The organism is Xanthomonas cannabis pv. cannabis, from assembly GCF_000802365.1.
GTDB classification, from domain to species: Bacteria; Pseudomonadota; Gammaproteobacteria; order Xanthomonadales; family Xanthomonadaceae; genus Xanthomonas; species Xanthomonas cannabis.
Genome location: NZ_JSZE01000035.1, coordinates 1 through 26,218 on the forward strand (window position 1 = coordinate 1; position 26,218 = coordinate 26,218).

18 protein-coding genes are annotated in these 26,218 nt (G+C 66.3%); 7 read left to right on the top strand and 11 right to left on the bottom strand.

All coding sequences use genetic code 11. From position 1 onward, the window contains the following. Positions 1–4,596: autotransporter-associated beta strand repeat-containing protein (locus OZ10_RS08095; RefSeq protein WP_039564444.1), on the bottom strand; the 4,596-nt coding region annotated here is incomplete at its 3' end. A gap of 724 nt (positions 4,597–5,320) precedes the next feature. On the opposite strand from OZ10_RS08095, the gene OZ10_RS08100 reads away from it, so the two are divergent. After that, on the top strand, positions 5,321–7,132 hold the full coding sequence (locus OZ10_RS08100) for an EAL domain-containing protein (protein WP_039564457.1): 1,812 nt from the start codon (positions 5,321–5,323) through the stop codon (positions 7,130–7,132). Positions 7,133–7,233: 101 nt separating this feature from the next. Here OZ10_RS08100 and OZ10_RS08105 read toward each other — a convergent pair whose 3' ends face one another. From OZ10_RS08105 to OZ10_RS08125, 5 genes are all read right to left on the bottom strand, one after another. After that, on the bottom strand, positions 7,234–8,154 hold the full coding sequence (locus OZ10_RS08105; RefSeq protein ID WP_039564446.1) for a M14 family metallopeptidase: 921 nt from the start codon (positions 8,152–8,154) through the stop codon (positions 7,234–7,236). 113 nt (positions 8,155–8,267) lie between these two features. Beyond that, positions 8,268–8,777 carry a ferritin-like domain-containing protein gene (locus tag OZ10_RS08110; RefSeq protein WP_039411375.1) on the bottom strand — a complete coding sequence of 170 codons (510 nt, stop codon included), beginning with the start codon at positions 8,775–8,777 and terminating at the stop codon, positions 8,268–8,270. A 612-nt stretch (positions 8,778–9,389) separates the two neighbouring features. Then, complete coding sequence (locus OZ10_RS08115) at positions 9,390–9,647, bottom strand: KGG domain-containing protein (RefSeq protein WP_039411372.1); 258 nt, start codon at positions 9,645–9,647, stop codon at positions 9,390–9,392. A gap of 238 nt (positions 9,648–9,885) precedes the next feature. Then, entirely contained in the window at positions 9,886–10,194 is a 309-nt protein-coding gene (locus OZ10_RS08120) for a hypothetical protein (RefSeq protein ID WP_039564448.1), read from the bottom strand. Further along, the gene (locus OZ10_RS08125; protein WP_052209990.1) at positions 10,185–11,345 is read right to left on the bottom strand and encodes an NAD(P)/FAD-dependent oxidoreductase; all 1,161 of its coding nucleotides are present in this window, start codon (positions 11,343–11,345) and stop codon (positions 10,185–10,187) included. Before OZ10_RS08125 ends, OZ10_RS08120 begins: the two co-directional genes overlap by 10 nt. Before the next feature lie 234 nt (positions 11,346–11,579). Here OZ10_RS08125 and OZ10_RS08130 point away from each other — a divergent pair, with 234 nt between their 5' ends. The 6 genes from OZ10_RS08130 to OZ10_RS08155 are packed head-to-tail and all read left to right on the top strand — an operon-like array spanning position 11,580 to position 17,576. Then, complete coding sequence (locus OZ10_RS08130; protein WP_039564449.1) at positions 11,580–12,764, top strand: glycosyltransferase family protein; 1,185 nt, start codon at positions 11,580–11,582, stop codon at positions 12,762–12,764. Positions 12,765–12,801: 37 nt separating this feature from the next. Beyond that, complete coding sequence (rfbF, locus tag OZ10_RS08135; RefSeq protein WP_039411362.1) at positions 12,802–13,575, top strand: glucose-1-phosphate cytidylyltransferase; 774 nt, start codon at positions 12,802–12,804, stop codon at positions 13,573–13,575. A 2-nt stretch (positions 13,576–13,577) separates the two neighbouring features. Next, positions 13,578–14,627 (top strand): NAD-dependent epimerase/dehydratase family protein, encoded by a 1,050-nt coding sequence (locus OZ10_RS08140; RefSeq protein WP_039564450.1) that lies wholly within the window; start codon positions 13,578–13,580, stop codon positions 14,625–14,627. Continuing rightward, the gene (gene rfbC / locus OZ10_RS08145) at positions 14,624–15,205 is read left to right on the top strand and encodes a dTDP-4-dehydrorhamnose 3,5-epimerase (protein WP_039564451.1); all 582 of its coding nucleotides are present in this window, start codon (positions 14,624–14,626) and stop codon (positions 15,203–15,205) included. The genes OZ10_RS08140 and rfbC overlap by 4 nt, the downstream gene beginning before the upstream one ends. Continuing rightward, positions 15,202–16,503 carry an NAD(P)H-dependent oxidoreductase gene (locus OZ10_RS08150; RefSeq protein WP_039564452.1) on the top strand — a complete coding sequence of 434 codons (1,302 nt, stop codon included), beginning with the start codon at positions 15,202–15,204 and terminating at the stop codon, positions 16,501–16,503. Before rfbC ends, OZ10_RS08150 begins: the two co-directional genes overlap by 4 nt. Positions 16,504–16,541: 38 nt before the next feature. Further along, positions 16,542–17,576 carry an acyltransferase family protein gene (locus OZ10_RS08155; RefSeq protein WP_039564453.1) on the top strand — a complete coding sequence of 345 codons (1,035 nt, stop codon included), beginning with the start codon at positions 16,542–16,544 and terminating at the stop codon, positions 17,574–17,576. Positions 17,577–17,891: 315 nt separating this feature from the next. On the opposite strand, the gene cobA is transcribed toward OZ10_RS08155, so the two are convergent. The 5 genes from cobA to OZ10_RS08180 form a co-directional block, all read right to left on the bottom strand. Further along, entirely contained in the window at positions 17,892–18,638 is a 747-nt protein-coding gene (gene cobA / locus OZ10_RS08160) for a uroporphyrinogen-III C-methyltransferase (protein WP_202902989.1), read from the bottom strand. A gap of 65 nt (positions 18,639–18,703) precedes the next feature. Beyond that, the gene (locus OZ10_RS08165; RefSeq protein ID WP_039564454.1) at positions 18,704–21,502 is read right to left on the bottom strand and encodes a nitrate reductase; all 2,799 of its coding nucleotides are present in this window, start codon (positions 21,500–21,502) and stop codon (positions 18,704–18,706) included. Next, positions 21,499–21,864, bottom strand: a complete 366-nt coding sequence (gene nirD / locus OZ10_RS08170) for a nitrite reductase small subunit NirD (protein ID WP_039403747.1) — start codon at positions 21,862–21,864, stop codon at positions 21,499–21,501. Before nirD ends, OZ10_RS08165 begins: the two co-directional genes overlap by 4 nt. After that, positions 21,861–24,278, bottom strand: a complete 2,418-nt coding sequence (gene nirB, locus OZ10_RS08175; RefSeq protein WP_228888391.1) for a nitrite reductase large subunit NirB — start codon at positions 24,276–24,278, stop codon at positions 21,861–21,863. Before nirB ends, nirD begins: the two co-directional genes overlap by 4 nt. A 58-nt stretch (positions 24,279–24,336) precedes the next feature. Continuing rightward, the gene (locus tag OZ10_RS08180; protein WP_202902990.1) at positions 24,337–25,506 is read right to left on the bottom strand and encodes a nitrate/nitrite transporter; all 1,170 of its coding nucleotides are present in this window, start codon (positions 25,504–25,506) and stop codon (positions 24,337–24,339) included. Positions 25,507–26,218: the final 712 nt, after the last annotated feature.

Sequence of the window (26,218 nt, forward strand, 5' to 3'; positions counted from 1 at the left end):
GAAGTCGCCACTGCCCAGCTGCAAGGTGGCGCCGGCATCGGTATCGACGCTGCCGGCGCCGCTGAGGGCGTTGATCAAGCCGCCACTGGTCAGGTTCAACGACGCGCCAGCGGCCACATCGACCGTGCTGGCGTTTCCGAGCGAGGCGGCCGTGCTGGCCACCAGCGTGCCGGTCTGGATCGCGAGCGGGCCGGTGTAGGTATTGTTGCCACTTAGGGTCAAGATGCCCAGACCGGTCTTGGTTAGGCCGCCCGCACCGCTGATCGTGCCGCTGGCCAGCATGTCCGCTGCGTTGTCGACGGTGAGTGCCGCACCCAGATCGATGCCATTGCCCAGCGCCACGGCAATGGCATTGCTCAACACCGCGTTCCCGGTAACCGACAGGCTGCCGGTGCCCAGCGCGGTGTCTGCGCCAACCGCAATGGTGCCGGCGGTGAGTGTGGTGCCCCCGCTGTAGCTGTTGCCGGCCGTGAGCGACAAGGTGGTGGCGCCGTTCTTGATCAGGGCGCCGGTCCCGCTGACCACACCGCTAAAGGTCAGGTCGTTGCTGCCGTCCAGGCTGAGCTGGTCATCCAACTGCACCGCGTTGCCCACAGTCAGCGCCGCCGTGGTGTCCAGTTGCGCTGGCCCGCCGACCAGCAGGCCGCCCGCACCCAGGGCCGCCGCGTTGCCGAGCACCAGCCGGCCTGCATCCAGCGTGACGCCACCGCTGAACGTATTGGCATTGCCCAGGGTCAATGTCGCCGCGCCTTGCTTGTCGAGACTCCCGGCACCGCCGATCACTCCGTTCAATGCGATGTCCTGGGTGCCGGGCAAGCGCAACGCGCCGTTCAACACAAGCGCGTTTGCCAGGTTCACCGAAGTGCTTGCATCCAGCGTGGTGCCACCGGCCGCCGTCAGCGTGCCGATGCCCAACGCCGCATCGCTGCCTGCCACCAGCCCGCCGGATTGCAGCTGCAGGCCGCCGCCCCAGGTATTGGCGCCGTTGAGGGTGAGGGTCTGGGTGCCGCTTTTGACCAGGCTTCCTGCACCATCGATGACGCCGTTGAGTGTCAGGTTCTCACCGTCGATGCCGAGTGCGCCGTTCACCGTGAGCGCATTCTGCAGACTGAGCGCCGTGCCCGCAGTGAGTTGCGCGCCATCGGCTGCGGTGAGTGCCCCGGTGCCGAGCGCGGTGTTGCTGCCGAGCACCAGGGCGCCGGCGTTCAACGCGGTGCCGCCGGTGTAGAGGTTATTGCCGGTCAGCGTCAGTGCGCCGGTGCCCTGTTTGATCAGGCTGCCTGCACCGCTCACGGTGCCGCTCAGGTCGAGGGCGTTGTTGCCGTTGAGCGACAGCGCGCCGTTCAAGGTGACGTCGTTGCCTACCGTGGTGGCCGTCGTGGCCTGCAGCTGCGTGCCATCGGCTGCGGTCAACGCGCCGCTGCCCAAGGCGGCGCCCGTGCCGATCAGCAGTGCCCCCGCGTTGAGATCCACACCGCCGGCAAACGTGTTGGTACCGGTGAGCGTGAGCGTCGCGTTGCCGTTCTTGACCAGACCGCCGGCACCACTGACAAGCCCGGTGAGCGAAAGATCCTGGCTGCCGCCGAGCAGCAGATCGGCATCCAGCACCACGCTGTTGGCGAGCGTGCGCGCGGCCGTGCCATCCAGCAGGCCGCCGGCAACGGTCAAGGTTCCGGTGCCCAGCGCTGCATCGCTGCCCAGCAGCAGGCTGCCGGCGGTCAGACGCGTGCCACCGGCATAACTGTTGTTGCCGGCCAGGGTGAGGCTGGCGGGGCCGAGCTTGTCCAGGCTGCCGACGCCGGTGATGTCGCCAGTGAGTGAGAGTGCATTACTGCCCGCGATGTTGACCAAGCCGGTCAGTGCAATGGCGTTGGCGAGCGTGCTGACTGCAAGGGTATCCAGCGTGGTTCCCGCCGCGGCGGTGAGCGCGCCGACACCCAGGGCGCTGTTGCTGCCGATGGTGAGCTTGCCCGCGCTCAGCGTGGTGCCGCCGGTGTACGCATTGGTGCCGCTCAGGGTGAGATCGCCGCTTCCGGATTTGACCAGGCTGCCGGCACCGGTAATGTCGCCGTTCAATGTCAGCGCCTGCGCGCCGTCGAGCGTCAGCGCGCCCGTGGCGAGCGTGATCGCATTGCTCAGCACCGTCGGCGTGGTGCCCTGCAAGTTGGCATTGCCGGTCACGTTCAGTGCGCCACTGCCCAACGCGTTGCCATTGGTGAGCTGCAAGGTGCCGGCGCTGAGGGTGGTGCCGCCGCTATAAGTGTTCAGCCCTCCCACGGTAAGGCTGCCGGTGCCGAGCTTGTTCAATGTACCGGTGCCGCTGATGGTGCCAGCCAGATTCAGGGCGGTGCCATTGCTGCCTACACCTACGCTGCCGGTCAGTGCGATGGCATTGCCGAGCGTGGCCGCAGCCGCTGCATCGAGCACGCCGCCGCTGGCAGTGAGGGTGCCGGTGCCGAGCGCGGCATTGTTACCGACTACCAAGCGCCCACTGCTCAGCGTGGTGCCACCGGTGTAGCCATTGGTGTTGGACAGCGTGAGATCACCTGCGCCGCTCTTGATCAGGCTGCCGCTTCCGTTGATGACACCGCCCAACGTCAGGGCCTGGGCGCCGGTCCAGCTCAAGGGCCCGGACAGGTTGACGGCGTTGCTCAGGGTCAGCGGTGCACTGGTGCTCAGGTTGGAGGCACCGGTGACATTCAACGCACCGGTACCCAGTGCAGCTGCATTGCCCACCTGCAAGGTGCCGGCGGCGAGCGTGGTACCGCCCGTATAGGTGTTTGCAGCATTGAGCGTGAGTGCGCCGGTGCCGGTCTTGGTGAGGCCGCCCGTCCCTGCAAGCGTGCCGTTCAAGGTGAGCGCATTGCCGCTGGCGCCCAGCCCCAGGGAGCTGTTCAGCGCGAATGTATTGCCCAAGGTCAATGGCGCCGTCGTATCCAGCAGCCCGCCTGCCGCAGTGACGGTGCCGGTGCCGAGTGCGCCGGCGGTTTCCAGCACGGTCGTGCCGGCACTCAGGGTGGTGCCGCCGGCATAGGTGTTGGTCCCGCCGAGGGTCAGCGTGCCCGTGCCGGTCTTGTTCAGTGCTCCGGTTCCACTGATGGCGCCTCCCAGGCGCACGTTGTTCGTACCGCCGATGCCCAGCGCGGCATTGAGCACGACCGCGTTCGGCAGGTTGAGGGCGGTGCCGGCCACCAGGCTGCCACCGGCTGCGGTCACGGTGCCGGTTCCCAACGCGCTGTTGTTGGCAACGGTCACTGCGCCGGCACCCAGGTTGACGCCGCCGCTGAAGGTGTTGGTCCCAGTCAGAGTCAGTCCGCCGGTCCCGGTCTTGGTCAGTGCACCGACACCGGCCAGCGTGCTGCCGATGGTGAGGGCATTGCTGCCCCGCACCGTCAGGCCGCCGGCAGCGAGGGTGATGCCACCGGCGGGCGCCAGGGTCAGGCCGGCGGCAGTGGATTCCAAGGTGCCGCCATTGGCAGTGATCGCGGTACCGAGCTGCGCCGGTGTCGAAAATTGCAGGACGCCACCATTGAGCGCGCTGCTACCGAAGTTGCTTGCACCGCCCAAGGTCCAGGTACCGCTGTTGACGCGCAGGCTGCCGAAATTGATGTACTGATCCGTGCTGACGGTGCCGGCGCCGGTGGTGCCACTGCCGGTCCCGGTGACGGCGTTCTGCAGGATCAATGTATTGGTGCCACCGGCACCACCGTCCACGACACCGGTGCGCGCAAAACTCAGCAGGCCGCTGGGGCCCAGCAATTCCAGCGCCAGGCCACCGCCATTACCGATGCTGCCGCCGGTGACTGCGGTGAAGGTGTTGGTGCTGTTGGCACCCATCGACACGCTACCGGTGATGGTGCCGGCATTGACGAAACTGTTGCCTATGGCCGAACTCTGAAAGCCGACGCGCCCCTCGATGGTGCCGGTGTTGACCGCGTTGACGGTTCCGCCGCCCGTGACTGCAATCACCGGCGTATCTGCCCCCAGCACCGACAGGTTGAGCAGCGGGCGGTTGCTGATCAGGCCAGCATTGTTGATCTGCACGACACCGTTGTTGGCCGAGGTGAGGCCCAGCGCCATGCCGTCGAGATTGAGCAGGTTCGCTCCCAGCAGGCTTCCTGTGCCATAGATGCTGCCGCCGACAAGATTGTTGGCCACCACCGACGTGGACGTCGCATTGCCCATGGTGACGCCGCTGCTCAACACCGACAGCAGGCCGAGCACGGACGGATCGATCGAACCGCTGTTGTTGAGCGTTGCGTTGGTGCCGTTCAGTGCGATGGCGGTGCCACCGAGCAAACCGGCGGTCATCTGCGTACCGGAGGCCACATTGACGGTGAGGTTGTTCGCGCTGCTCGCAAACGCATTGCCGGTGAGCGCCAGCCCCGTGCAGGTGATGGTTGCGCCCGCCGCAGGCAGGGCCGGTGTACACGCCCCCCAGGCCAGCGCCGGCGCGGCGGCCCCCACCGCAAGAATGACCAGGCTCGGCAATGCACGGCGTGTGGATCCAGGTTTACGTCGCCGCCGTACCAATTCATGCGTGACCACCCAATTGCCGATGGCCGCGTTCCAGACAAGCGCAAATGCACGATTCATCCTGATTCCCCCTGATAGCCGCGCTAAGAAGTTGCGTGCACGCGCGCACGCGCCCCCGAAGACGAATGAACTAACGATCGAGATGGTGAAAGCGTGAGCCGCTTCAGCTCATTCGCTTGAGGCCGATAATGATTAATACCAATCCTGGTCAATCGACTGCGCAGATTAATAGGTGATCCGCGTCGACGTAACCGTGACGAATATCAATAACCTCAAACTCATCTGTTGCGCGGATATAATCTGCGAACCAGTTTGCATCTGCCCGCTTGGATGTGATGCGTCGGGAAGCGCGAGCGAGAAATCTTCTTGGGGAGGCCCTTTTCTCGGAGTTGTTGGTAGTTTGCGGCCCGAACCATACGGCTGGCGCGCAGCTCTGGCTGGATGCATCAAGCGAGCTCATTAGAATAACGCGAGTGGAAGCGAGCCGAGCTATATGTCGACGTGGTTTTGGAATCATCTCGCACTGCAATACAGCAGCGACACGGATTATCTGCCTGAGTCCGTTTGGATCGATATGACCACTGCCATGGTCGACGCCGATTGTCCGATGCGTTATTGGTATATCGCATTCGTCCGCGGCCCTTTAAATTACTAATCGCATACCGCGGTCGCGCTTGTTACTCCATGCGCTCGGGGCAATGGGTGAGCGGTGCGTGATGGAAGGTGACGGCGCAGGTCGTCACTCATCGATGACCTCGGTTTGTTTCTAGTAGCCATGCAGTGTGTGATCTTCAACACGGAACCTGACGACATGACGCTTGCTCTGGACGACAAAACGCAGGACCGCCAGTTCGACTGGTCAGGTGTGCCAATCGATCTTGGCGGAATGGAACCGTTGGAGCAGATTGCACGGCTGGTGTGCCATGCACTGGTAGCGCCGGCCGCCGCGTTGACCATCACCGAAGGCGGCCGCATGCGGGTTCTTGCGGCGCGCGGCATCAGCACCAGCCACGTCGAACAAGCCATGGCCCTGTGTGAGCGTGTGCCGGCGTCGGCCAATGGCGTCTTCGAACTCATCGAACACGCGGCGCTCGCGCCGATCCAGCTCGGCGATGCGGCATTCCCGGGTCTTCCCGCACGTTTCATCGCCTGCGTGCAGGTCGGCGCGCCGCAAGCCGGGATCACCGGCGCCTTGTGCGTGATCGATACACGCGAACGCAGGCTGGCCAGTCAGGAGCATCAACAGCTGCTGATGTTTGCCAACGTGGCAGCCGCGCAGCTGGAACTGCAATTCGGTGCCGGCCGCCGCGAGCCGCATAGCGGCCTGCTCAATGCGCGTCAGCTGCAATCGGATCTGGATGCGCTCGCCTTCGGCAGCCATGCAGTGCCGACCATCGCCGCCTTCATCGAGGTCTACGACACGCAGGCTGCCAATGAGGCGCGTCAGGCACTCGGGATGCAGCCCCTGGAAGAATTGATCCGGCATGCCAGCTTCGTGCTGACCCGTGCGCTGCGTGGCAAGGCCACGGTCTACCACGTCGCGCCGATGCGCTTTGCGTTCTTCCTTCTGAACTCCGCGCCCGACGAAATGGAGGACCTGCTGCTGGACCTGCGCGACATGCTGCACAAACCAGTGGACGCGGCCGGCGTACCGATGTCGCTGACCTTCCATGCCGGCGTGGTGCGCTTCGCACCCCAGCAGCCGGACACCAACGATGTCATGCGCAAGGGCCTGGTGTCGCTGGGCGATGCGATCAACAACCATGCCGTGGTGTGCTGGTACAGCGCCTCGCAGGACGACGCCATCCAACGTTCGTACCGCCTGGCGCTGGATGCGGAAAAGGCGCTGGGCGCCGGCGACTTCCGGTTGGTGTTCCAGCCGCGTATCGATCTGGAAAACCTGTCGGTGATCGGTTTCGAGGCGCTGCTGCGCTGGCATCACGCCAGTCTTGGACCGATTGGCCCGGATGAATTCATCCCGCTGTTCGAAAAGACCGCGCTGATGTGCACGGTCACCAACTGGGTGATCGAGAGCGCCCTGACGCAGTTGGCGCAATGGCGCACCCAGGGGCTGGATTTCTGCATCTCGATCAACCTGTCTTCGCGCGATTTCGGCAACATCAATCTGGCCGCGGACGTGATCAACCGCTGCAACGACCTCGGCATTCCGACCACGCGGATCGAGCTGGAAATCACCGAAGGGCGCTGGTTGCGCAGCAATGTGGAGGCCGTGCCACGCCTGCGCGCCTTGCGCGACGCCGGGGTCAGCGTGGCGATCGACGACTTCGGTACGGGCTACAGCAATTTTGGCTATCTCACCGAACTGCCGGTCAATGTGCTCAAGCTGGATCGGTCGCTGGTCACCGGCATCGCCACCAAGGCCGGCATGCAGATGCGCGCCGAAGCAGTGGTACGGCTGGCCAGCGCCCTGGGATACCGCACCGTTGCCGAAGGTATCGAGCATGCCGACGAGATCGCGCTGCTGCGCAGTTGGGGCTGCGATGAAGCGCAGGGCTACCTGCTGTCCAAGCCAATGGAAGCCCACCTGGTCGCCGCCTATGTGCAGGAGGCCAGCGCACGTCGCCGGCTGCCCTGACCTGCGTGCCTGGTGCGCATGCGGCGCCCCTGCCGTGGCCCGGGCCACCTCAGTTCCGCGCCAAGGCGGCAGGTTGAACGCGACGTGCCGGCGCAGGTCGCTTAGCGATGTTGCAGCGCATACTCCAGCGCGGCGCAGACGGCCGTCACCTGCGCCGTATTGCATTGTGCAGGCGTGGCGCGCGGGCTGTCCGGATAGACTTCGGTGGTGGTGCGATAGCGTGCGTTCGTGACTCCCGCACACAGGCCCAGACGCCGCACCGGGTAATGGATGACGCCATGGCTGGCCACCGGCGTGCCGATAAGCTGGCCTTGCGCATCGGCCGGCGCAATATGCGTCACCTGCCCCACCGCAGCGATCACCGCCTGCTGAAAGGCGGGCTGCGGGTCTTCGCTGTCGCCGACCAGATAGAAACCATCGGGGATGCTGCCAGGCACGAATGCCACGCCGTCGCGTGCCGCCAGCGCAGGACGGAACTCGCTCTCGTCGCTGTTGGTGGTCTCATGCAGATCGATATGCACCAGCATCGTGCCGGCGGTGGCCGCCACCAGTTGCATCAGTGCCGCCGATTCCGCGGCCGGGCTGTTGGCGCGGAACGCGCGATTGGGGTCGACTGCCTCTGCGTTCCAGCGCTGGATCCGCTCGTAGCCCCAGGGATTGACGCAGGGCGCGACCAGCAGATTGCATGTGCCCGCGTAATCGGCTGCGCGCTGCTGCAGGAACTGCAGTGCGCCGCGGACCCCGCTCGTCTCATAGCCATGCACGCCGCCGGTCACCAGCGCGCACGGCAGGCGCGGGTCCCAGCGGGCGCTGCGCAGCGCCAGCAACGGGTACCGGGTTTGTTCGGCAACGAGAGTGCCGTAGGGAATCAGTTCGTAGCGGTCGGCCAAGCCCTCGATCGGACGCACAACCTCGTCCCTGTAACTGCGCTGCACGCGCTGACGGGCGCGCCATGCGTTGCGTTCGCCCTCGCCCCAGGCGTGGCCGGGGGTGCCGATCGGATAGCCGGAATGCGCAGTCATACGTAAAACCATTGCCAGAGAGGGCGCTAGGGTAAGCGCTTGCACTGCAGAAACAAAAAAAGGCCCCGCCGTGCGGGGCCCATCGGGCAGCCGTTGACATCGGCAGACCAGGTTCACTTCTTGGCAGTGACGCCCGGTGTGGCATCGCGGACCAGGAATTCTTCGGTCAGCTCGGGCAGATGCGCCAGCAGCCAGTCGGACATGGCCTGCTCCTGCGGCAGGATCTGCTCGCACACGCGCTGGGTCTCGATGTCGCCCACCGTCTTTGCTGCACCCAGCAGCGCGGTGTAGGTCGCGATCTCCAGGTTCTCGAACACGTAGCTCGCCATTGCTCCTTTCACGATCTCGTCGGAGGTGGTCATGCCGCCCATGGCCTGGCCAAAGGCAGCCATCTTGCCCATGGTGTCCTTGATCACCGACGGCGAGCCGCCGAGACGTTCGATACAGGACTCGACCAGGCGCTGCTGTCCCAGGGTCTCTTCCAGATGCTGCTCGATACGCGCCTTGAGCTTGGGGTAGTGCTCGATACGCGCGGCCTGGGCCTTGAGCATCTGCTCGGCCTGCTGCTCCATGGCATGCGCGTCGCGCAGCCAGTCCATCAAATTCTCTTTGGGTTCGGCCATGTGCAATCTCCTGTTGGTGTGCGATGGCTTCAGCCTGGCCTGCGGCGCATGAAAGATGCGGCTGCTTGAAGTGAACATTGCGTGGCGCTTGCACACGCTGTTGACATGGAAGAGCAGCTGCGTGCGTGGAAGCGCAGCTCACGTGGTAACCGCCGGCTTGACCAGCGTGGGCGTCGGGAGCGTGAGCTTCAGACCCGGGGCAAGATGCGTTGCGCTTGGCACCGTGCGTGGTCGCGGCTGATCACACCACCTGCATCGTCAACACTCTCGCCGCGTACGCAAGGCGCTCGTCCACGTCCCCTGCAAATTCTGCCGACCGGGCGCCCCGTGTACGCCCAACAGCGAAATTTTTCCCTGCAATCGATGGCGTGCGGTTGAAGGGCTGCAAAAATTTCCGCTCGGCTGATCGGCACGTTTCGGATCAGGCGGTTATCGCCGCCGCGTTTGCTGCGGCATCCCGATGGGTGCTGTCGAGGCAAGTGGCGTGCAATCGATTGTCTAGCAAGCCCGCATCCAGCGACGCTCGCAAAACGCAGCAGGCCCCACGCCCCATGGCGAAGGGCCTGCATTCCACGTGCCGCGCCGGCATGCCCTCGCATGCCGCTGCGGGGGTTACGCGGATTCTTCCTGTGGCTTGGCCTGCTTGGAGCGCCCGCCCTTGCTGCCGATACGCGACATATGATCGCGATCGCGGCTCACCGCCTGGCCGCCCTTCCGACCTGCTTCGCGTGCCTCGTCGCTGGTAAATTCGTGCGCATTGCCGCTGGCATGCGCGGCCTTGCCACCGCTGCTGGCCAGCAGGCGGCGCTTTTCCGGGTCCAATGCGGCAAAGCCGCGCCGGCTACGAGTACTGTTCTGACCGTCTTCCACTGTGCCTCCTCTCGATGCTTCGGGTACGTCATTGGGTAATGGGCTTACCGCAACAATCGTGCCAACCCGAAACACCAGGCCCGGCGGGGGCAGGGCGGACACAGGCAGGAAAAAACCGCTGCGCTCGCTGTGCAAATCTTGCACACCTGACCGATCTGCGCCGGACCCATTGCGGTGCAAAGGCAGGTAGCGCTACCAGCCCAACCCGGACGGCATCACTCCGAGGTCTCTGGCGCCGCTAAAGCAAGGCGACGTCATGCGCGCGGACGATCAGCTGGTCCTGCCGAAAGCGCCGTTCCAGCTCGGCACGATAGCTGTGCCACCACGCTGTATCGAGCGTGTCGGCCATGACCTCGTAGATCACCAGGTCGTCGCGCACCAACTGCGCGCCATCTTCCCGCCAGGCCCCGCTCACCGGCGCCCGGGTGTAGGCGGTGATGCCGCCGAAGCGCTCGGCCAGCTCGCTGTGGACACGGTCGAACAGGCTCGATGCAAACGGCTGGCGCTGGTTATCGGTCAGCGGCAGCAGCAGCTGGATCAGATACATGCGGCGCCCACCTTTAGGTCGGTCGGAGGTGTGTCGACGGGAGCCGGGTGTTCCTGCAGCAGCGCCAGCACATGTTCGGCGATGCTCAGGCACGCGGTCAGACCCGGCGATTCGATGCCGAACAAGTTGACCAGGCCAGGAATGCCGTGCCGTGCCGGTCCATCAATACGGAAGTCCGCGTCCGCAAGCGCCGGCCCGTGGATCTTCGGGCGCACGCCGCAGTAGCCGGGCTGCAGGGCATCGTCCGGCAGGCCTGGCCAGTACCGGCGGATGGCAGCGACAAACGCGGCCGCCGGCGCCGGTGCGCAACGGTAGTCCGGTTGCGCCACCCATTCCACGTCCGGGCCGAAACGCGCCCGGCCGTGCAGGTCGAGGGTGAGATGCACGCCCAGCCCACCCGGCTCGGGCAGCGGATAGATCAGCTGCCGGAATGGAGCCCGCCCGGCCAGGGTGAAATAGCTGCCCTTGGCAAAGAACGCCTGCACCTGCGCGTGCGCGGGCAGGCCCGCGATCGTCGCGGCCAGCGATGGCGCGCCATGACCGGCCGCATTGATCAACCAGCGGCAGCTGAGCGAGGTGGCAGCATCGTCGGCAATCACCACGCGCACTCCCTGCGCCACCGGTTCGACGCGCTGCACCGCCGTGCGTAACGCGAAGGTGGTGCCGTGCGCCTGTGCATCACCCTGCAATGCCAGCATCAGCGCATGGCTGTCGACGATGCCGGTGCTCTGCGATTCCAGCGCAGCGACGCACTGCAGTGCGGGCTCGCGGGCGCGGAGCTGGGCAGCGCTGAGCGGAATCAATGCAGGGGCATGACTGAGCGCCGCATTGTGCTGCAGGCGATCAAGTTGTTGCTGCTGTGCGTGATCGCAGGCGACGACGAGCTTTCCGCAGCGTCGGTGCGGCACGTTGCGATGCGCGCAGTACGTATAGAGCAAGGCATGGCCGCGGACGCACAACCGTGCCTTCAACGAACCGGGCCGATAGTACAGACCAGCATGTATCACCTCGCTGCTGCGCGCACTGGTGCCCGTACCGATGGCCGCTTCCGACTCCAGCACCAGCACCGTGTGGCCCTGCACTGCAAGGCAACGTGCGATAGCGAGCCCGACGACGCCTGCGCCCACCACGATGCATTCGACGTCATGCATGACTACGCTCGTTCGACGGCGGGCCAGTGTAGCGACCCGGCGCACTGCGCGGGTTGTTGTGACCGTTCTCACCGGCCTCTCACGATCAGCCCCTACTATCGATGTGCGTTTCGCCACGATTTACCGCGGTTTTTGAGTGGCCTCCCCCGCCGCATCCGACACATGCACGTCCACCCCACCCGAGCGCGACCATCGGTCGCACGGTTCGGATGTGCATGGGTCAAAGGAGTTTCAATGGACGCACTGCGTTCGGTCTTGCTGGCCTCCAACTACCAGGCCTGGCCAGAAGCATTCAATGGACAGGCGTATGCATTGCTCAACGTCGTCCGCAGCCTGGAGCATGCGCAGCTGCTGTGTCCGCCGGCAGCGGACTATACAAGCGGACGCGGCGTCACTCCGAGCGTGTCGTACCTGGTCAACGAGCTTGCGTATCGCAGTGTGTCCGCGCTGCGGCGTTTGAGCGGCCGCCCTGCCCTGTCCAATGCGCAACCGCAGCAGCTCGACCGTGACTACGACCTGTTCTTCTACGTGTGCCAGTTTCCCAAGGAGTTGAGCACGCTCGCGCGCATCGATGGCTGGCATCAACGCTGCCAGCTGCGTGCGGTGTACCTGCTGGAGACCTGGCCGGAACTGCTGCACGCGCAGAAAGCCGAGCTGCAGGTGCTGGATCAGTTCGATCACGTGTTCGTGCTCAATGCCAGTTGCGTGGATGCACTGCAGCAGTACACCCGCACGCCGGTGTCGTTTCTTGCCAGTGCCTGCGACACCGTGCTGGCCACCCCCGTGCCACGGCCGCCGCAGCGCTGCATCGATGTGCTGAGCATCGGGCGGCGCATGCCCCAGGTGCATGCGCAACTGCTCGACCATGCGCGGGCACACCCGGAGTTCTTCTACCTGCACGATGCACTGCGCGGCGGCGCGGTGCCGGACTGGTCTGCGCATCGCTTGCAGTCCGCGGCGATGATCAAACGCGCCAAGTTCTTCATGGCACACGACTTCACCGTGGATACGGCAGGGGCCTTCAAGGGCGTGCAAAAGCAGGCGTTGGCCACGCGGTATTTCGAAGGCGCGGCCGGCGGCGCCGTGATCGTCGGCTCGGCGCAACGCTGCCCGGAGTTCGGCCAGTTCTTCGATTGGGAGGACGCGGTGATCGAGCTGTCGCCGGCACTGGACGACATTGGCGCCTTCCTGCAGGAGCTGGAACAGCAGACCGACCGCCTTGCACGGGCGCGCGTCCACAACACGGTGCAGTCACTGCGCCGGCACGATTGGGCACACCGCTGGGCGCAGGTGCTCGACACCCTGCAGTTGCCGCGCCCACCGTTGCTGGCCGAGCGCATCGCCCTGCTCGACAGTCTGGCCGCCATGGCCGAGCACGCCGCCTCCCCGCCGACGCTGGCGATGAGCATGACCGCGTGACCGCAGCGTCGTATGTGTTCAGATCGAGGGATCAGCAATGAAAGCAGTGATTCTTGCGGGCGGGCTGGGCACGCGCCTTTCCGAGGAAACCGCCATCCGCCCCAAGCCCATGGTGGAGATCGGCGGCAAGCCGATCCTCTGGCACATCATGAAGATCTACGCCCATCACGGCATCCAGGATTTCATCGTCTGTCTGGGCTATCGCGGCGAGGTGGTCAAGGATTTCTTCATGAACTACCACATGCGCGAATCGGACGTGACCTGCGACCTCGGCAGCAATACCACCACCTTGCACAACACCCGCGCCGAGCCGTGGCGGGTGACGCTGGTGGACACCGGCGCGCAGACCATGACCGGCGGGCGCCTGCGTCGGGTGCGTGAGCATCTGCGCGGCGAATCGGCGTTCTGCATGACCTATGGCGACGGCGTGGCTGACATCGACATCGGTGCGGCCATCGCGCTGCATCACCGCGAAGGACGGCTGGCCACGGTCACCGCCGTGCAGCCACCGGGGCGCTTCGGCGCACTGCGCGTGGACGGTGGGCAGGTGACCGGTTTCCGCGAGAAGCCGGTCGACGGCGATGGACTGATCAACGGGGGCTTCTTCGTGCTCGACCCGCAAGTGATCGACGTGATCGAGGACGACAGCACGGTCTGGGAAAACAGCCCGCTGGAAGCGCTGGTCGACCGCAACCAGTTGAGCGTGTATCGCCACGACGGGTTCTGGCAGCCCATGGACACCTTGCGCGACCGCAACCATCTGGAAACCCTCTGGTCCACCAATCGCGCGCCCTGGCGCGTGTGGGAGTAAGCATGCGCATTCTGATCACCGGCAACATGGGCTATATCGGCCCGGTCGTGGCCGCGCACCTACGTCAGCGCTATCCACAGGCCTGGCTGGTCGGCATCGACCGCGGCTGGTTTGCGCACTGCCTGTCCGACCCGCGGCGGCTGCCGGAAGTGGTGCTGGACCAGCAATGGTTCGGCGACGTGCGTGATCTCGATGCGCAGCAGCTGCGCGGGTTCGACGCGGTGGTGCATCTGGCGGCGATCTCCAACGATGCGATGGGCAAGCGCTTCGAGCAGGTCACCGATGCGATCAACTGCCGTGCCAGCGTCGCCGTGGCCGAGGCCGCCGCGCAGGCGGGCGTGGGTCACTTCGTGTTCGCGTCCAGCTGCAGCGTGTATGGCGCAGCAGCCGATGGCACGCCGCGGTCGGAGCGCAGCGATGTCGCGCCGCTGACCGCCTACGCGCACTCCAAGATCGACACCGAACGTGCGCTCGCGCGCCTGGACACCCGCATGGTGATCACCTGCCTGCGCTTTGCCACTGCATGCGGCGCGTCGCCACGGCTGCGGCTGGACCTGGTGCTCAACGATTTCGTCGCCGGTGCGGTGGCCAACGGCAGCGTCGAGGTGCTTTCGGACGGCTCGCCGTGGCGGCCATTGATCCACGTACGCGACATGGCACGTGCCATCGACTGGGCATCGCGTCGCGCACCGGACAACGGCGGGCAGTTCCTGTTCGTCAATGCGGGCGCGCAGCGGTGGAACGTGCAGATCCGCGATCTCGCCCAGGCCGTGGGCGTGGCATTCCCCAGCGCAAGCGTGTCGATCTGCGCCGACGCACCGGCAGACAACCGGTCGTACCGGGTGGATTTCTCCCTGTTCGAACGGTTGGCGCCTGCGCATCAGCCGCAGGAGACACTGCGCTCCACCATCACCGAACTGCGCGACGACCTGCAGCGTGCCGGCTTTGATGATCGCGACTTCCGCCGCAACTCGGATTTCATTCGGCTGCGGATCCTGCAGCAGTTGGTCGACGCGGGCACGCTGGCCCCGGACCTGAGGGCGGCGGCATGATCTTCCACCCCACGCCGCTGGCAGGTGCGTTCGTGATTGCGCCGGAACCGCGCGGCGATGCGCGCGGCTGGTTTGCACGGGTGTTCTGCAGCGACGAAATGGCGCAGGCCGGTCTGGCCTCTGCGTTCGTCCAGGTCAACAACTCGTTCAATGCCGAAGCCGGCACCTTGCGCGGCATGCACTACCAGTTGCCGCCTGCGGCCGAGGTCAAGATCGTGCGCTGCATCAGCGGGGCGCTGTGGGATGCCATCGTCGACCTGCGCCCGGATTCGCCCACCTATCTGCAGTGGTACGGCACCGAGCTCAGTGCCGACAACCGTCTGGCGCTGTATGTGCCGCGCGGCTTCGCGCACGGCTTCATCACCCTGCAGCCGCAGACCGAAGCGCTGTACTTCGCCAGTGCCATGTATGCCCCACAGGCCGAGCGCGGGCTGCGCTGGGACGATGCGCGCATCGGCATGCGCTGGCCGCGCGTACCGCAGTGCGTCTCCGACAAGGACACCGGCTGGCCGGACTTCGATGCGCAGGCCCACGGCATTCCCCTGCTGGCCGGGCTCACCGCGCAGGAGCGCGCATGAACGTCGATCGCTTGTTGCAGGCGCGTGCCGCTGCCGGGCGCCCGTTGCAAGTGGGGTTGTACGGCGCCGGTTTCATGGCGCGCGGGCTGGTCAACCAGATCGCCCAGGCAGTGCCGGGCATGCGCGTGGCGGTGATCTGCAACCGCAGCGTGGACAAGGCGCTGGAGGCCTATCGGCAAGCCGGCCAACAGGCGCAGCGGGTCGATGGCGCCAGCGCCTTGCAGCGCCAGATCGCTGCCGGCATCCCGGCCGTCACCGACGACCCGGCGCTGGTCTACGAATGCGCCAGCCTGGATTGCCTGATCGATGCCACCGGCGCCATCGACTACGGCGCCCGCATCAGCCTGGGGGCGATCGCCAACGGCCGCCATGTGGTCACGATGAATGCCGAGCTCGATGGCACCGTCGGCCCGCTGCTCAAACGCAAGGCCGACGCGGCCGGGGTGATCTTCAGTGCCTGCGATGGCGATCAGCCGGGCGTACAGATGAACCTGTACCGCTTCGTGCGCTCGATCGGCCTGACCCCGCTGCTGTGCGGCAACATCAAGGGACTGCAGGACCCGTATCGCACCCCGGCCACGCAGGCTGCATTTGCGGCGCAGTGGGGGCAGGACCCGCACATGGTGACCAGTTTCGCCGACGGCACCAAGATCAGCTTCGAACAGGCCATCGTGGCCAATGGCACCGGCATGTCGATCCTGCAGCGTGGCATGACCGGCTACACGCACCGCGGGCATGTCGACGAGCTGACCAAGCGCTACGACATCGACGCCTTGCGCGCGGCCGGAGGCGCGGTGGATTACGTGGTCGGCGCCCTGCCCTCGCCGGGCGTGTTCGTGCTGGCCAGCCACGACGATGCCAGGCAGCGGCACTATCTCAATCTCTACAAGCTCGGCGAGGGTCCGCTGTACAGCTTCTACACGCCGTATCACCTGTGCCATTTCGAGGTGCCGTTGTCGGTCGCGCGCGTGGTGTTGATGGGCGATGCGGTGTTGCAGCCGCTGGGGGCGCCGCTGGTCGAGGTGGTCGCCACCGCCAAGCGCGACCTTGCCGCGGGCGAGATCATCGACGGGCTGGGCGGGTACATGAGCTACGGCCAATGCGAGCGTGCCGACCTCACCGCGGGGGCGCGGCTGCTGCCGATGGGCGTGGCCGAAGGCTGCGTGCTGCGCCATGCGGTGCGCAAGGACCAGGTGCTCAGCTACGACGATGTGCAGCTTCCCGGGCACCGTCTGATCGATCGTCTGCGCGCCGAACAGGCCGACATGTTCGGCAACGCTGCCGTGCCGGTTGCCTGACCGCAGGCGGGCCTCCCGCCCCTGCGCTGCCGCCCGCGATGGTGTCCATTCCCGCCCGCCCCACCATCCGCGTCCTGCAGGCCGGGCGCGCACTGGCCGCGCTGCTGGTGGTGCTCAGTCATAGCGTGCTGCCGACCACGCATCTGGTGGAGCCGTTGCCGGCTGCCGTGGCCGCCGTGCTGGCGCACGGCTATCTGGGCGTGGATTTCTTCTTCGTGCTGTCCGGCTTCATCCTCTATTACGTCAACCACGCCAGTCCCCAAACGCCGGGCTGGAGTCGCGACTACGCCAGCAGCCGCCTCACCCGGATCTATCTGCCGTACTGGCCGGTCGGCCTTGCGCTGGCGTTGGCCTACACGCTGCGTCCGGCCTGGGACAGCGGCGAGATGGGCTGGTCCTGGCTGGCCACGCTCAGCCTGCTGCCGGTACACGGCCAATCCGCGTTGGGCGTTGCGTGGACGCTGAGTTACGAGCTGATGTTCTATGCGCTGGCGTGGCTGTTCTTTCGCAGCGGCTACCCGCTGCGCTGCGCGCTGGCATGGGCCGCGCTCGTCGCGGTCCATCATGTTGCCGGTGCGCCGTTCGAGCAGCCCGTCGATCTATCCTGGCGCGCGTTGCTGCTGCACCCGATCACGCTGGAGTTCGTGTTCGGCCTGTTGGCTGCACGGGCAACGCTCGGCACTGCACGCTGGCCGGCGTGGGCCGGCGGTGCGATCGCGGTGGTGGCGCTGTGGTGCTTCGTCGGCAGCGGGCTACAGCGCGCCCATTCGCCGCTGTTCGGCCTGGCAGTGGCCGGTGCCCTGGTGGTACTGGTGCGTGCGGAATGGCGCGGCTGGCTGCGCGTGGGCCCAGCGCTGCTGTTGCTCGGCAATGCGTCCTACGCCATCTACCTGGTGCACATGCCGCTGATGTCGCTGGTGGCGCGTGCCACCCGGCGCCTCGGTGCGCTGGCGAGCTGGCCGGTGAATCTGCTACTGAGCGTGGCCGCTGCGCTGTTGCTGGGCGTGGCGTATCACATGCTTTACGAGCGGGTCGCGCTGCGCTGGGCAAAGCGCGTGCTGGCGCGCCGCTAGCGTGAGCCGAGGCTCGCAACCACCAATGCGGCGATGGCGTGCCGGGTCGTAGCCACGCACGGGCGCGGTGATCGACCGGCCCTCACTGCACCCGCGTCGGGGACGAGCGAAGACGCCGCGTCGCTGGCCGCTCTTCGAAGGCTCTGCGCACCGATCATGTGACTGGCCCTAGGCTGACCACCGTCGCGGGACCCTTGGCGGCATGGATAGCGCCATGGAGCTTATAGGGACGCACATGCAGCGCGTTGCGCGACGGTGGGCGAGCACGGGCCCTGCAACAACCTTGCAGCATCGCGCCTGCGGTGCCCGCACCGCTCAGCCAACGGCCTGCTCCGGCATCGATGCAAGGCGGTCGTCGCAAGCGGCAGACGCCTCGGACAGCGCCTCTCCCACGAGCAGCAAGGTCGGCAGGCCCGGCAGCATGGCGGCGGCGGTGACGCCGAGCTCTCCCAGCGTGGTGAGCCGGCGTTGTTGTTCCGGCCGCGTTGCCGCCTGCACGATGGCGGCCGGCGTGCTGGCCGGCAGATGCGCCAGTAATGCCGTGGCCACGGCATCGGCACGGCGCAAGCCCATGTAGATGCCCAGCGTGGTGCCGCTGGCAGCGAGCGCGCCCCAGTTCGGCTCGCCATGGTCGTGGGTGTGCGCCGTGACGAAGCTGATGCCGTGGCAGTGACTGCGATGGGTCAGCGAGATGTCCAGCGCCGCCGCTGCCGCAAACGCCGCGCTCACCCCGTTGATCACCTGCACGCCCACGCCGGCGCGGCGCAAGAAACCGATCTCTTCGCCGGCGCGGCCAAACAATAACGCGTCGCCGCCCTTGACCCGCACCACGCGCAATCCCTGCATCGCATACCGCCGCATCAGCCGGCAGATGAACTCCTGCGGCGTGGAGCGGCAACCGCCGCGCTTGCCCACGCGGATCACCCGCGCCTGCGGTGCCAGCTCCACGATGTCGGGGTTGGCCAGGTCGTCGAGCAGCAGCACCTGTGCCGAGGCCAGTGCCTTGACCGCCTTGATGGTCAGCAGGTCCAGATCGCCGGGGCCGGCGGACAACAACACCACATCACGCGCGCAGGAAGGAATGACGGACATAAGGGATCTCGCAGTGTGTGGAGGGTAGAGGTGCATCAGGCCAGCCGCGGTTCCCGGCACAGCCGGGTCAGTTGCGGAACACACGAGCCGCAGACGGTGCCGCAGCCGAGCCGTTGCTTGAGCTGCGCCACATCGGCGCCGTCGTCGATGGCGGCAAGGATTGCCGACGCCGCAACATTCATGCAGGTGCAGACGATCGGGTCGCTGGGCGCGACAGGTGTCTGCGCGAATACCGCCAGCCGCGCCGCGCGCCACGGCTTGCCGGCCAATGCGGTGGCCAGCAGTGCCTGGTTGGCGTCACTGGGCTGGGCTGCGGTGAGCAACAGGCCATCGATATGGCTGTGCCCGTCCTGGGTTCGCCAGCCAACCCGGCGCATCAGCCCACGGCGCAGATCGCGGTATTCCAGCAGGTCGGCGCCGGCCGGCAGTTGCAGCGCCGCCACCAGGCGCTCGATCCACGCCGTCTCGGGTGCGCGCTCGCAGGCAGCATGCAGGACCGCCCATTCGCCGCCACCCTCGCTCGGCGCTTCGGCATGCAGGCGCAGGCTGGCATAGCCGCACTCGCGCAGCAGCGGTTGCAGCGCCTGGTGCAGCGCCAACGCATCGCCACGGCGTGCGGCCAGCAGATGCCAGCCGAACACCGCCTTTTCCACCCGCACCGCCGCATGCTTGAGCTCGGGCTGCTGCGAGCGCGCATCCACCGCTGGCGTGCTGACCTCGTTGATGCCGCCGCTGGACAGCGCCTGCCCGCTCCAGTGCATTGCCGCAAACACCGTGCCGGAGCGCAATTCGTCGGACAGTTCCAGCGGCAGCACCAGCGCCCCGCGCTTGCTGGCCACCTGCACCAGCTCGCCCGCCACCAGCCCGCGCCGTGCGGCATCGTCCGGGTGCATGCGTAGCGCTGGCTCGGGGCTGTGTGCATAGGCGGCGGCTACGCGACCGGTGCGCGACATGCCATGCCATTGGTCGCGCAGGCGGCCGGTGAGCAGGCGCATCGGAAAGCGCGCCGAGGTGGCTTCGGCCACCTTGCGATACGGTGTTGCATGGAACTGCGCGCGGCCATTGGCAGTGGCGAACACGCCATCGGCATAGCGTCGTGCCTGCCCATGCGCAGCGCCGGCAGGAAACGGCCATTGCTGCGGGCCGTTGTCCAGTTGCGGGTAATCCAGCCCGCCGATGTCCAGATCGCGCCCCACCGTCAACGTACGGTGCTCATCGAAGATCTGCGCGGTGCTGTCGAATGCGAACAGCCCCGCGCCGGTTGCCGGCGCCAGCCGGGCTTCCAGCCGTCGCGCGACTTCGTTGGCGATCCACCAGTCCGCACGCGCCTGGCCCGGCGGCTCCACGGCCTTGCGCACGCGGGTGATGCGGCGTTCGGAGTTGGTCACCGTGCCGTCCTTTTCGCCCCAGCTGGCCGCCGGCAGCAGGACGTCGGCATACGGCACGGTGTCGGTGCCGGAAAACGCGTCCTGTACGATCACCAGCTCGGCCTGTTCCAGCGCAGCGCGGATGCCGGCCACCTCCGGCATCGAATGCACGGGGTTGGTGCAGACGATCCACACCGCCTTCAGCGTGCCGGCACGCAGGCGCTCGAACAACTGCACCGCCGGTGTGCCGGGGTTCGGCGAGATGCGCCCGGCCGGCACGCCCCACAGGTGTTCCACCTCCGCGCGATGCTCGGCATTGCCGATCTCGCGATGGGCGGCCAGCATCGTGGCCATGCCGCCCACTTCGCGCCCGCCCATCGCATTGGGCTGGCCGGTCAACGAGAACGGCCCGGCGCCGGGCTTGCCGATCTGTGCCGTAGCCAGATGCAGGTTGATCAACGCCAGATTCTTGTCGGTGCCGTGCGCCGACTGATTCAAGCCCATGCAATACAGCGACAACGCCGCCGGGCTGCGCCCGAACCACTCGGCCGCCTGCACCAGGTCCTCGTGCGAGATCCCGCAAATCTCGGCGCTCATGCGCGGGGTGTATTCGCGCAGCATTCGCTTGAGGGCATCGAACTGATCGGTATGCGCCGCAACGAAATGCGCATCCACCAGACCCTCCCAGATCATGTGGTGCAGCATGCCGTTGAACAAGGCGACGTCGGTGCCGGGTTCGATGGCCAGGTGCAGGTCGGCCATGGCCGCGGTATCGGTGCGCCGCGGGTCGATCACGATCCAGCGGATGTCCGGGTTGCGTGCGCGCGCGTCTTCGAGCCGACGAAATAGCACCGGATGCGCGTACGCCATGTTGCTGCCGGCAAACAGCACCGTCTGTGCCAGCTCCAGATCGTCGTAGCAGGTCGGTGGGCCATCGGCGCCGAGCGCAAGCTTGTAACCGGCGACCGCGCTGGACATGCACAGGCGCGAATTGGTGTCGATATTGTTGGTGCCGAGCAGGCCCTTGGCCAGCTTGTTGAAGACGTAGTAGTCCTCGGTGAGCAACTGCCCGGACAGATAGAACGCCACGGCATCGGGGCCATGCTCCTGCACGATCGCCGCCAGCTTGCTGCTGACATGCTGCAGCGCCTGATCCCAGCTCACCGGTGCACGCGGAGCCTGCCGATGACGGCGCAGCTCCGGCGCGACAACCCGCCCCTGCGTGCTCGCCACCGTCTGCGGCAGCGCCAGGCCCTTGCTGCACAGACGCCCGCGGTTGGCAGGATGCAGCGGGTCGCCTTCGATCCCGACGATGCGTTCGCCATCGGCGTCGTGCTCGCTGTGGATCAGCACACCGCAGCCCACCCCGCAGTAGCAACAGGTCGAGCGCGTGATGCGATGCATCGGCGCAGCCCCTTGCGGCAGGGCTGCGGTGGCGGGCGACGGCGGCTGCAGGCCTTCGCTCATGCGGCCGGCTCGGCAACGGCGTCCGGCTGCGCCACCGCCTGCAGCACGATCCACACCGCGTCGGCCTCCACCTTGATCGGGTAGCGCGGCGCGCAGCCCACGTCCGGTGCGCAGGCCTGCCCGCTCTGCAGCGCGATCGCCCAGCCGTGCAGCGGGCAGGTCACGGTGTCGCCGGCCACGATGCCTTGCGACAGCGGCCCACCCTTGTGCGGGCAGCGGTCGCGCAACGCGAACACCTGGTCGCTGGCGGTGCGGAAGATGGCGATCGGCGGCAGGCCCTCGACCTCCAGCACGCGCGCGCCCAGCGTCGGCAAGTCCTGCAAGGCGCACACGCGCACCCATGCGTCGTGCGGCATGTTCATTCCTCCACCGTGGCGGCCGGCGCGGCAATGCGTAGCGGTTGATATTCCTGCCGGCGCTCGCCGGCGATGCGTGCCTTCCACGGGTCGACCAGGCCTTCGAGCGAGTACAGCAGCCGCTCGTACAGCGCACGCCGGTTGGCCGCGTCGTCCACCACCTGCGCGCGGATGTAATCCAGGCCGACGCGCGCGATGTAGTGCACGGTGCGGTCCAGGTAATAGGCCTGCTCGCGATACAGCTGCAGAAAGGCGCCGGTGTATTCGCGCACTTCCTCGGCGGTGCTCACCTTGACCAGGAAGCGCGCCACCTCGGTCTTGATGCCGCCGTTACCGCCAACATGCAGTTCCCAGCCCGAATCCACCGCGATGATGCCCACGTCCTTGATGCCGGATTCGGCGCAGTTGCGCGGGCAACCGGACACCGCCAGCTTCACCTTGTGCGGGCTCCACATGTTGGCCAGCATGGTTTCCAGGTCGATGCCCATCTGCGTGCTGTTCTGCGTGCCGAAGCGGCAGAACTCGCTGCCCACGCAGGTTTTCACCGTGCGGATCGACTTGCCGTAGGCGTGACCGGAAGGCATGCCCAGATCGCGCCACACGTTCACCAGATCTTCCTTCTTGACCCCGAGCAGATCGATGCGCTGGCCGCCGGTGACCTTGACCATCGGCACGGCGTATTTGTCGGCCACATCGGCAATGCGGCGCAGCTCGCCCGCATTGGTCACTCCGCCCTTCATCTGCGGAATGACCGAGAACGTGCCGTCCTTCTGGATGTTGGCGTGCGCACGCTCGTTGATGAAACGCGATTGCGGGTCGTCGATGGCTTCATGCGGCCAGGTCGAGAGCATGTAGTAGTTGATCGCCGGCCGGCAGGTGGCGCAGCCGTTGGGCGTGCGCCATTCCATGAAGGCGTAGGCCTGCGCATGGGTGAGCAGCTTGTGCTCGCGGATGGCGCGACGCACCTCGCCATGACTCAGGTCGGTACACGCGCACACGGCCTTGGTCTTCGGGGTTTCCTGGAAGTTGGAGCCCAGGCAATTCATCAGGATCTGCTCGACCAAGCCGGTGCACGAACCGCAGGAGCTGGCCGCCTTGGTGTGCTTTTTCACTTCATCGACGGTGAACAACCCCTGCTCGCTGATGGCTTTGACGATCGTGCCCTTGCACACGCCGTTGCAGCCGCAGACCTCGTCGCTGTCGGCCATCACGCTGGCGCGGTCCTGTCCGCCGGTGCCGGCGTCGCCCAACGCGCTCTCGCCGAAGATCAACTGGTCGCGCTGCGCCTGGATCGGCGTGCCGTCCTTGAGCAACTTGAAGTACCAGCCGCCATCGCTGGTGTCGCCGTACAGGCACGCACCCACCAGTACGTCGTCGCGGATCACCAGCTTCTTGTAGACGCCGCCGGCCGGGTCGGACAGCACGATCTCTTCGCAGCCATCGCCGCCCATGAAATCGCCTGCAGAGAACAGATCGATACCGGTGACTTTGAGCTTGGTCGAGGCCACCGAGCCGCGATAGATGCCGATGCCGAACTGCGCCAGATGGTTCGCACACACCTTGGCCTGCTCGAACAACGGCGCCACCAGGCCGTAGGCAATGCCGCGATGGTTGGCGCACTCGCCCACCGCATACACCCGCGGGTCGAAGCTCTGCAGGCTGTCGTTGACCACGATGCCGCGCGAGCAGTGGATGCCGGCCTCTTCGGCCAGCCGCGTATTGGGGCGGATGCCGGCGGCCATCACCACCAGATCGGCCGGAATCTCGCTGCCATCGGCAAACCTGACCCCGATCACTTCGCCCTGCGCATTGCCCAGCAACGCGCTGGTGGCGGTGTTGAGGCGGAACTCCAGCCCGCGTGCACGCAGCGCCTGCTGCAACAGATTACCGGCCACCGGGTCGAGCTGGCGCTCCAGCAACCAGCCGGCCAGATGCACCACAGTGACGTCCATGCCGCGCAGCTTCAGGCCATTGGCCGCCTCAAGGCCCAGCAGCCCGCCGCCGATCACCACCGCATGCTGCTTCGTGCGCGCGGTGTCGATCATGGTGCGGGTGTCCTGGATATCGCGATACCCGATGACGCCTTTCAAGTCATTGCCCGGAACCGGCAGCACGAACGGGACCGAGCCGGTGGCGATCAACAACCGGTCGTATTCGGCCTCGGTGCCATCGGCGGCAATCACGCGGCGGCGCACCCGGTCGATGCGCGTGACTTCGGTGTTCAGATGCAGCTGGATGCCGTTGTCGCGGTACCACTGCAGCGGGTTCAACACGATATCGTCGAACTCCTGCTCGCCGGCCAGCACCGGTGAAAGCAGGATGCGGTTGTAGTTGGGATGCGGCTCGGCGCCGAACACGGTGATGTGGTACATGCCCGGCATCAGCTTGAGCAGTTCTTCCACCGTGCGGATGCCGGCCATGCCGTTGCCGATGACGACCAATCTGGGTTGCTTCATTGCCTGGATTCCTGTCGACATGTCAGACGCGTGCCGCGCCGGCGGTGGACCATTCGCTGCGCCACTGGGTCTTCACGCCAGCCAGCAAGCCCCAGCCGCCGAGTGCGAACGCGGCAAACAGCCACATGCCCAGGGCGTAGCTGCCGGTGTGCTGCTTGAGCACGCCCAACCCGGCGGCAAGTGCAAAGCCGCCGATGCCGCCGGCCATGCCGATCAACCCGGTCATCACGCCGATCTCCTGGCCAAACCGCTGCGGCACCAGCTGGAATACCGCGCCATTACCGGCGCCCAGGCATAGCAACGTCAGCACGAACAACGCCAGCGTGATGGTGGCGCCGCCTGCACCAAACCCGGCAATGCCCACCAGCGTGGCCACTAGCAGATACACCGCCAGCAAGGCGCGGGTACCGCCGACGCGGTCGGCAATCACCCCGCCCAGCGGCCGCATCACCGACCCGGCCAGCACGCAGGCCGCGGTCGCCCAGCCGGCGGTACGCGCATCGAAGTCGAACTGGTCGTGGAAGTAGCCCGGCAGCGCGCTGGCAAAGCCGGAGAATCCGCCAAAGGTGATCGCGTAGAAAAACATGAAGCGCCACGCGTCGCGGTTGCCCACCAGCACGCGCCCATAGTCGGACCACTGCTTGCGTGCCACTGGCGTGGGCGCCTCCTTGGCGATGGAGGCAAACACGATCAGCGTCAGCACCAACGGGATGCACGCCAGCCCGAACACGTTCTGATAGCCGAACGCTGCCGCCAGCATCGGTGCGAACAATGCCGCCAGCACCGTGCCGGAATTGCCGGCACCGGCAATGCCCATCGCAGTACCCTGATGCTCGGGCGGATACCAGCGCGATGCCAACGGCAATGCCACCGCAAACGAAGCGCCGGCGATACCGAGCAACACGCCCAGCAGCAGCACCTGGCCCATGCTGTGCACGCCCAACTGCCAGGCACCGAACAAGGCCGCGATCACGGCAAGCTGCGCCATCACGCCGACACGCTTTGCCCCGATGCGGTCGGCAAACATGCCCAGCACCAGGCGCAATAGCGCGCCGCACAGGATAGGCACCGCCACCATCAGGGCGCGCTGCTGCGTGTCCAGCCCCAGGGATTGCGCAATCGGCACCTGCAGTGGTCCCAGCAGATACCACACCATGAAGCTCAGGTCGAAATACAGGAAGGATGCGAACAAGGTGGGCGTGTGCCCGGATCGCCAGAACGAGCGCTGCATGGAGACCTCTTCGAGTGCGATGGCCAAAAAAAACGGCGCCCCTCCGGTAAACCGGAAGGACGCCGTTGTCCTGGATGCGTGCGGGTCGCCGTTGAACCGCTGCACCGTATACGTGTTGTTGCAGGCACGCCGTTGCACCTGCACGTGAGTGCTACGCAATCACCGTGCCAACTTATTCACCGTGGCGTCACGGCATACAAGTGATTGAAAAATAGTCGGTTTGTGCGGGAGGCCCGTGGCTTTTCGAGGGGCACTGCAGTACCGCTGGCATCGTCCCATTCCCGGCTTTCGTGCAGTAATGCACCAAGACCGTGCGGTGGCCGTCGGGCAGCGAGGTGCCAAGTAGCGACGACTGCATCGTGCGTATCGCGCGTATCGCGATGGCTTGCGATCCTCAAGTCTGGTCGAGGGCGCGGCCCTCACCGCTCGCGGGATTGAGCAATCGAGTAGCGACGCTCGCATGTGCGTGTCGCGAGCGCTTGGCGATCTTCACCTCTGGTCGAGCGCGCGGCGCCCTCACCGCTCGCGAGACACGCCGCAAGTGCGTCCCTGTAGCAACTGTGTTGATCAGGATCTCGATCCGCGAGCTCTGATCGGTTTCCTTCAGGCGTGTTCATCCATAGGTGGCGGCCGCTGGCCGGCACGCTTTTGCGTCTGCTCATGGCCGTCGAGC